The sequence below is a fragment of the Paenibacillus ihuae genome, from assembly GCF_001368795.1.
GTDB lineage: Bacteria > Bacillota > Bacilli > Paenibacillales > Paenibacillaceae > Paenibacillus_AQ > Paenibacillus_AQ ihuae.
In genome coordinates this window covers 2,867,033-2,872,342 of sequence record NZ_LN831198.1, presented here as the reverse complement: position 1 = coordinate 2,872,342, position 5,310 = coordinate 2,867,033, and the positions used below count along the sequence as shown (strand labels likewise).

General features: G+C 48.0%; 6 protein-coding genes. 4 read left to right on the top strand and 2 right to left on the bottom strand.

Going from position 1 to position 5,310, the window contains the following annotated elements; translation table 11 throughout:
• The first annotated feature begins 110 nt into the window (after positions 1 to 110).
• Positions 111 to 1,010 (top strand): alkaline phosphatase family protein, encoded by a 900-nt coding sequence (locus AQR02_RS13035; protein ID WP_342447478.1) that lies wholly within the window; start codon positions 111 to 113, stop codon positions 1,008 to 1,010.
• On the opposite strand, the gene AQR02_RS13030 is transcribed toward AQR02_RS13035, so the two are convergent.
• Entirely contained in the window at positions 973 to 1,764 is a 792-nt protein-coding gene (locus AQR02_RS13030) for an alpha/beta fold hydrolase (RefSeq protein ID WP_054940867.1), read from the bottom strand. The two genes, AQR02_RS13035 and AQR02_RS13030, sit on opposite strands and share 38 nt — an antisense overlap.
• A gap of 34 nt (positions 1,765 to 1,798) precedes the next feature.
• Entirely contained in the window at positions 1,799 to 1,963 is a 165-nt protein-coding gene (locus AQR02_RS32460) for a hypothetical protein (RefSeq protein WP_159067760.1), read from the bottom strand.
• A gap of 208 nt (positions 1,964 to 2,171) precedes the next feature.
• Between AQR02_RS32460 and thyA the strand changes: the two genes are divergently transcribed.
• From thyA to AQR02_RS13015, 3 genes are all read left to right on the top strand, one after another.
• On the top strand, positions 2,172 to 2,966 hold the full coding sequence (thyA, locus tag AQR02_RS13025) for a thymidylate synthase (protein WP_054940866.1): 795 nt from the start codon (positions 2,172 to 2,174) through the stop codon (positions 2,964 to 2,966).
• A gap of 44 nt (positions 2,967 to 3,010) precedes the next feature.
• Entirely contained in the window at positions 3,011 to 3,502 is a 492-nt protein-coding gene (locus AQR02_RS13020; RefSeq protein WP_054940865.1) for a dihydrofolate reductase, read from the top strand.
• Between the two features lie 237 nt (positions 3,503 to 3,739).
• Positions 3,740 to 5,227 carry a glutamate synthase subunit beta gene (locus AQR02_RS13015; RefSeq protein WP_054940864.1) on the top strand — a complete coding sequence of 496 codons (1,488 nt, stop codon included), beginning with the start codon at positions 3,740 to 3,742 and terminating at the stop codon, positions 5,225 to 5,227.
• Positions 5,228 to 5,310: the final 83 nt, after the last annotated feature.

Sequence of the window (5,310 nt, the reverse complement as noted above, 5' to 3'; positions counted from 1 at the left end):
TTGCCGAACGAAATTCAGGTGAAGGACCGGATTTGTTATCCCTGGGTTCGTTATCCAATCCGTTTGAAGGTATAAAAAGTTTGCCCGATGGGCTGACGAACCGGTTGGGAATGAACAATGATTTTGCTATAGAAGCCGTGAAGCATTTGATTCAAACCCAGAAACTGCCTGATTTTTTATTCGTCTATTTGCCTGATTTGGATCAGAAGCTGCACAAGAAAGGCCCCGCGGATTCAGATGGGGTCAAAAAGCTGGATCAGCAGCTTGATTCTTTACTGAAATCGTTTGGTTCTCCGGAAAAAGCTTTGCAGGAAGCGATTATTATCATTGTGGGGGACAGCGGTATGACTCCAATTCTGCCTGCTGAACAAAAGCCGGTAATCGATCTGCCTTCTTTGTTTGGAGGTGAGCAAGTTTTACGTCCGGGTGAACCGGTATCTAAGGAGACAGAAATCATTCTCGCTGTTAATGAAACTATGGCCTATGTGTATTCCTTAAAAGCGGACCGTTCCCTTAGAGATTATGCAAATGAACTAAAAAAGGACCCGCGTATCGATTTAATAGCATGGAAAGAAAAGGAATGGGTTTACGCAATCCAAGGATCAACGGCCAAGCAAATCAAGTTCAAAGCTAAAGGTAATCTCATTGATTCTTACAAACAAACATGGACGGTTGAACAGGACAGGGAAGTGCTGGATTTAAAGGTGAACGATTCTGCTCATTCCTTGGATTACGATCAGTATCCCGATGTCCTGAAGCGGTTATCGGCTGCGCTTGATTCGCATCCGGGCGAATTTTTGGTTGTTACGGCCAAACCCGGATATGAATTAGCGGACAGAAGTTCGCCGACACATAAAGGCGGTGGCGGGCATGGATCCATTCGTAAAATGGAATCGCTTGTTCCTTTGATCATCGGCGGAACGGATCAGAAGCCCGATTATTTACGAATTGTTGACTTAAAGGGATATTTGCTTAACCTTTTGACAAAGAAGACTCACAACGATAAATAAACTGCCTGATTAAATCGTTCACTTTACCTGCTGCTTTTGTTGGAATCTGGTGTTTGGTTTTTTGGATAAAAACAAGCTCACTCTTGGGCAGCCGTTCTTGCAGCAGCTTGGCGTATGGATGGAATGGTGTGTCCTTTTCTCCGTAAACCAACAAGACGGGATGATGGATCTTTTCCAATTGAGCTGTACAGTTATAATTCAGACTGTAATGATAATACTGTTCCGCGTTTTTAGCGTTTGTTTTTTTCGCGTCGGTAAACAATGACCGCATCAGTGACAGCTTTGTTTTTGCTTGATTCCACGAAATTGAAAGGGCAATGGCACTGATCGCGCCGATACGGGACAGGAAGAGTCCTCGTGCAATTTTGTTTCTTAACTTACTGTCGTTCACTTCTGACATCCCGCTAATCACAATTCCGCCCAATGCACGCTCGGGACAGCTTATTAGAAAATCGAGGACAACCGAGCCGCCGGTGGAGTAACCGCATAAAAATGCTTTTTCGATCTTCAGCTGATCCATCAACTGACGGATATCCTTGACAATTAACGGATAAGTAATCTCTTCCCTTGAAGGCTCGCTGCTGCCGTGACCCCGGATATCAAAAGAAACTGTTCGGAAATCCGCTGACAATTTCTTCATCTGATATTGAAAATTCAAGCTTGTCAATACTGGAGGATGGATGAATACAATCGGTGTTCCTTGACCGCAATCTTCGTAATACATGCTGTATCCTTTGATACAAGTGTGGGGCATTGGGTATCACCTTCTTTACCTAAATGAATGGTATTTAGAACACTCTTCGAACTGGCTGAATCATCTGACGCCAGGCATTTCCCCGTAATCTGCGCCGTCTTACCGCCCCAAAACCAATAACTCCGACCGCTAATGCCACTAAAGACATAATCGTTCTCCGATTATTTACCTGGCCCAGCAGCGTACTCATCCATTTCATCCCATTTCACCCTTTCTGCCTAATTGTTTTAGATATGATGCTTATATTGTGGATGATAAGATCTCCTCATTCATGGAAATAATGTTTGTCCAATCCCAGGAAAACCCCTAACGTACAAGGAAGATTGTATTTTCTGCGCCTTAACAAGTTACAAGGACCGTTAGCTCATGGTAAAATGATTAAAGAAAAAGAGAGGGGTGTTAGACTGTTGCGTAAATATTTGGATTTACTTCAGGATGTGCTTGATCATGGCACGACAAAAAGCGACCGCACAGGTACCGGCACAATATCCGTATTTGGGCGTCAGCTTCGCTTTGATCTGTCCGAAGGGTTCCCGCTGGTTACAACCAAGCGCATTCATCTGAAATCTGTAGTATACGAGCTCCTGTGGTTCTTAAAGGGAGATACAAATACTTCGTACCTGAAAGAGAACGGTGTCTCCATCTGGGATGAATGGGCCGACGAGAACGGTGAGCTGGGGCCGGTGTACGGTTCACAGTGGCGGGCCTGGGAGAGTAAGGATGGCCGGACGATAGACCAGATTTCCGCAGTGATCGAATCGATCAAGCACAACCCCGACTCCCGCCGCCATATCGTCAGTGCCTGGAATGTGGGCGAGATTGAGGAGATGAAGCTGCCGCCTTGCCACTTTGTTTTTCAGTTCTATGTAGCGGACGGCAAGCTCTCCTGCATGCTGACCATGCGGTCGGTAGATACCTTCCTTGGACTGCCTTTTAATATTGCCAGCTACGCACTGCTTACACATATGGTAGCGCAGCAGACGGAACTAGAGGTAGGGGACTTTATCTGGTCCGGCGGCGATGTGCACATTTATACAAATCATCTGGAACAGGTCGCTACCCAATTGTCCAGGGAACCGCATCCGTTGCCGAAGCTGAATATTCTCAGAAAGCCGGAGAGTATTTTTGACTATTCTTTTGAAGATTTTGAGTTTGAGAATTATGTATACCATCCGGGAATTAAAGCTCCGGTCGCAATTTAATCTTTTTGGGGACATGATGTTTCTTTGAAAAGGAGGGCATAAATATGAGTATCAGCATGATTTGGGCGATGGGCGCTAATGACGTTATCGGCAAGGATAATGATATGCCATGGCATCTGCCGCGGGATTTCGCCTACTTCAAAGAGCAGACGCTCGGTAAACGGATGCTTATGGGCCGTAAAACATGGGAATCGCTCGGCGGGAAGCCGCTAAAAGGCAGAAAGAGTATCGTGATTACACGGGATACCGACTTTCAGCCGGAAGGGGCGGAAGTGATTCATTCGCTGGAGGAAGCGCTGGCCGAAGGTCGCAAAGAAGATGAACTGATGGTCATCGGCGGAGCCGAGATTTACCGGATGATGCTCCCGTATGCCGATAAGCTGATCGTGACCCGAATTGATGAGGAATTTGAGGGAGAGACGAAGTTTCCTGAAGTAGAGTGGGATGAATGGGAAGAGGTCTCCAATGTACAGGGGATCCGCGATGAGCAGAACCCGTATGATTACCGATTCTACGTTTATCATCGTACGGTTTAACGAAAAAGCGTTTTCTCTGACACAACATGTGAAATAGTACAAATAATCAGCAGATTAATCCATTACAGTGCGAAAGTATTGAATGCTAATATAGTTAAAATTAGAATTGCTAAACTTAAAAATAGTATAGTATAGAATGTGCAGGTACTTCATTGCGCTGGATCGACATGAATCTGCCGCAGTATGCTACAATGTACTATAATCAACACGAAGAGAACGGATGGGGGAAACGTAAATATGTCTACACCTACTGGATTTATGGAGTATAAGCGCCAGCTCCCAGGTGACCGGGATCCTGAACAGCGCGTCAAAGACTGGGAAGAATTCCATCATCATCTTACCGAGGACGAGCTTCGGACGCAGGGCGCCCGCTGCATGGACTGCGGAACCCCCTATTGCCATACCGGCATTGACATGTCCGGCGGCACATCGGGCTGCCCGGTTCACAACCTGATTCCCGAGTGGAACAATCTGGTCTACCGGGGACTGTGGAAGGAAGCGCTGGAGCGTCTGCACAAGACGAATAATTTCCCTGAATTTACGGGCAGCATCTGTCCTGCACCTTGTGAGGGTTCCTGTACCGTCGGCCTGATCGGCCAGCCGGTGACAATTAAGACGATTGAGCTTGCAATCATTGATAAAGGCTTTGAGGAAGGCTGGGTCGTCCCTAATCCTCCTGAGAAACGCACCGGTAAAAGAGTAGCCATCGTCGGCTCCGGCCCGGCAGGCCTTGCGGCAGCCGCTCAGCTTAACAAAGCCGGACATACAGTGACTGTATTTGAACGCAGCGACCGCGTCGGCGGTTTGTTGACATATGGTATTCCTACAATGAAGCTTGATAAGCGCGTGGTACAGCGCCGGGTTGATCTGCTGGCTGCTGAAGGCATTAACTTCGTAGTGAATACAGAGATTGGCAAGGATATCCCTGCCCAGCAGCTGGTTGACGAATACGATGCTGTTGTCCTGTGCGGCGGAGCGACCAAAGCGCGCCGGTTCAATGTAGAAGGCAGCGAGCTGAACGGTGTAATGTACGCGATGGATTACCTGAACAGCACGATTAAGAGCTATTTGAACTCCAATCTGGAGGATGGCAATTACGTATCTGCGGCAGGTAAAGATGTGATTGTACTGGGCGGCGGGGATACCGGTTCCGACTGTGTGGCTACATCTCTGCGGCATGGCTGCAACAGCATCACCCAGTTCGGTACGCATGAAAAAGCACCGCTGGAGCGCGACCCGATCGCGAACCCGTGGCCGCAGTTCCCGAATGTGTATACACTTGACTATGCACAGCAGGAAGCCAAAGCAATCTTTGGCGATGATCCGCGTGAATTCTCTATCATGACTACTAAATTCGTGGGTGATGAGGAAGGCAACCTGAAAGAGCTGCACACCGTGCAAATCCGCCGTATGGTGGATGAAACGGGCCGCAAGATCTATCAGCCTATTCCGGGAACAGAAGCGGTATATCCGGCTCAGCTCGCGCTGATCGCGATCGGCTTCGACGGACCGGAACAGGATATCATTCAGGAGCTGAACCTGGACACGGACCGCCGCAGCAATGTGAAAGCCCGTTACGGCAAGTTCAACACGAATGTGGATAAGGTCTTTGCCGCCGGCGACATGCGCCGCGGGCAAAGTCTCGTGGTCTGGGCCATTAATGAAGGCCGCGAAGCCGCTCGTGAGGTTGACAAATATTTGATGGGATCGACCGTTCTCGTCTAAATTATATATCTGCCGGATCTAAAAAAGCCGTCCCCCCAATGCAATTGGAGGGACGGCTTTTTGCAGTATGGCGGATCAGCCGG